Raw genomic sequence first — 2,567 nt, 5'->3', positions numbered from 1 at the left:
TGAAGAAGGACAAGCTCGAGAACCAGTCGTGCCATGAAATAGAACCAGGGCGGACACGTTTGAGAACCACTTCGGACATCAGAGAACCACTCATAAGAATAAGAAGGCCGCCCGAGGGCGGCTTTTTATTCTTATGAGTGAATCCCTAGTCTTTCACGCATGGAAATCTTTCCGTCAATGAAAATGGAATGCGAACTATGAATCACCCGATCGAGGATGGCATCGGCCAACGTTGCTTCGCCAATTTGTTCATACCAACCGCCTGGTTCAAATTGAGAACAGAAGACGGTGGATGCGTTCTGATACCTGGCCTCCACGATTTCCAAGACATCTCGTGCCTCATTTTCAGTTAAGGAGACAAGCATCCACTCATCTAAGATCAATAAGTTTACCTTCCGGTAAGCTTTCATGGTTTTTTGGTACGTCCCATTCAATCGCGCAAGGGCAAGCTCATCCAACAGATCCGGCAGCCGGATATACTTGGCGCTATAACCGGTCCGGCAGGCACTGACACCCAATGCACAGGCCAGATAGGATTTTCCGTTCCCAGAAGCACCCTTAATAATGACGTTCTGCTTGTCCCCAATATAATTGCAGCTGGCCAAGCGCAGGATGGTGGTTCGATCCAGCTTTCGGTCTTCGTGATACTGGAGGTCTTCGATGCAAGCGTCGGGCATGCGCAAATTCGCCTGCCGGACCAGCCGTTCCAGTTTGGTGTTCTTTCTGCGGATGTATTCACTGTCGATCAATAAATTGAAACGATCCTCAAAGGACAATTCTTTGTATTGGGGGTCGTTCATCTGGCTGTAATACGTCTCCGCGATGGCACTCAAGCGCATTTCATTCAGTTTGGTAATGGTGGATTCAATGGTCATTTATTTTTCCTCCCATAATAATCGGCCCCTCTGACAAACCCGTGCTCTTTTGAGAGGCTGATGTTTTTATTTCTCGATGGACTCGCAGTGATGACGTCACGCTCAGTCTTTAGAATCGTCTTGATCGTATTCAGGCTCATCCTCGGTGAGAAGGACAATGATTTTTCACAAGCGACCTCCAGTTCTTGCTCACTGTATTGGATTCCGAGTTTGGAAATCGCCAGACACAGCTTTAACGCCTGTTTTTCATTTGTCCCATTTTGTAAGATCGTTCTGACAGCTTTTTCCGTAGAGGGTCCGATGGACACTCCCCACTCGATGAAATGTGCAGGCGTAAACGTCACAAACTGCTGATGCTTGGGAGGCAAGTGATCGAAAGTGGTTTCAGTTTGCCCTTCTTTTCCGAAAAGTCGTTTATGGGAGGCGATTCGGAAATGCTTAAAGAACACCTCCACCATCGTTCGGGTGACGCGGATTTCCACCACATGCTTGATGTACTCGTAAGGTACGGAATAATACATCTTGTCTTCCGAAATATGATAATCTAATTGGACAATGGCTTTTTTCCAGTGAGCCATCTCGTATTGGGAAGCCGGAAGGGGGAGAAGCGCGAACTTCTCTTCTTCCAAAAAGGCTGTCAGCCGGCTTCCTTTTTTCTTTTGAAATTCTTTCTGATTAAATTCATCCAACTTAAGCCGGACCGCTTCATTCAATTCATGGAGCGAAAAGAAAACCTGATTTCTCAGTGACGCGATAATCCAGGTGGTGATGATGCCGACGGTGCCTTCTACACTTGGCTTATCCTTTGGCTTCCGAACCCGCGCCGGCAGGATGACCGTCTGGTAATGTTCGGCCAACTCCTGATAGGTGCGATTGATGATGGGTTCGGTAGGAGAGGGCTTTTCAACTCCTGTCTTCAGATTATCGGGCACCACGGTCCGCGTGACACCCCCGATGAATTCAAAGGCATGGATATGCCCCGTAATCCAACTCAGCGAATCCATCGAATAGAAGCCTTCTACATACGAGTAGGAACTGCAGGGCAATGTTGCCACAAAGAGATAAACCGGATGAATTTCACCCGTCTCCTGATCCTTAACTTCCATGGACGATCCGGCCCAGTCGACTTCAAGGGATTCAGCCGGTTTTCTTTTGATTCGCATGGTCGCCTTGGTCGAAACGGCAAACTGATTGTACGCCCGACAAAACTGGCGATAGCTGTAGGGGATCGTCTTCCCGTTCCGGCTCACGAGCACATATTCATGCCAGAGTAGGGACAAAGTGACTCCGTTCTTCGCCATTTCTCTATGGACGTAGTCCATGTCCGGTAGATACCGTTCATCGGTGGCATGCTTCTCGGGAAAGAGGAGTTTTTGCAGCTCTTTATCTCCCATCTCTTCCGGCAAAGGCCAAGAAATTCCTTTTTCTTTTGCCTTCTCCAGCACCTCGGTAATCGTATTCCTTGAGCACCTACAGCTGGATGCGATTCCCCGTTTCGTCACTTCTTGAGAATTTAATCTGAGAATCTCCCGATATTTGACCATAAAAAACCTCCTATGCAATTTATTTGCGGAATATTCCGCAAACTCATTATATAGGAGTGGTTCTCTCATGTCTCAAGTGGTTCTGTTTTGTGTCCTAGCTGGTTCTAAAACGTGGCACAAGTGGTTCTATTAAATGGCTGTAATCAGA

General features: G+C 47.6%; 2 protein-coding genes. Both read right to left on the bottom strand.

The window, feature by feature from the left end; translation table 11 throughout:
• Nucleotides 1–131: 131 nt before the first annotated feature.
• Nucleotides 132–875: an IS21-like element helper ATPase IstB gene (istB, locus tag J7I83_RS17600; RefSeq protein WP_215102917.1), complete on the bottom strand. Its 744-nt coding sequence runs from the start codon at nt 873–875 to the stop codon at nt 132–134.
• Entirely contained in the window at nt 872–2,419 is a 1,548-nt protein-coding gene (gene istA, locus J7I83_RS17595; protein WP_215102915.1) for an IS21 family transposase, read from the bottom strand. Before istA ends, istB begins: the two co-directional genes overlap by 4 nt.
• Between the last annotated feature and the right edge of the window lie 148 nt (nt 2,420–2,567).

It is taken from the genome of Planococcus sp. ISL-110 (assembly GCF_018613575.1).
Lineage (GTDB): Bacteria > Bacillota > Bacilli > Bacillales_A > Planococcaceae > Planococcus.
This window is presented reverse-complemented; position numbering and strand designations above follow the sequence as displayed.

Bases quoted from the DNA above. Each gene is read 5' to 3' on its own strand.
- istA (WP_215102915.1), bottom strand. From the start codon at position 2,419: ATGGTCAAATATCGGGAGATTCTCAGATTAAATTCTCAAGAAGTGACG.
- istB (WP_215102917.1), bottom strand. From the start codon at position 875: ATGACCATTGAATCCACCATTACCAAACTGAATGAAATGCGCTTGAGT.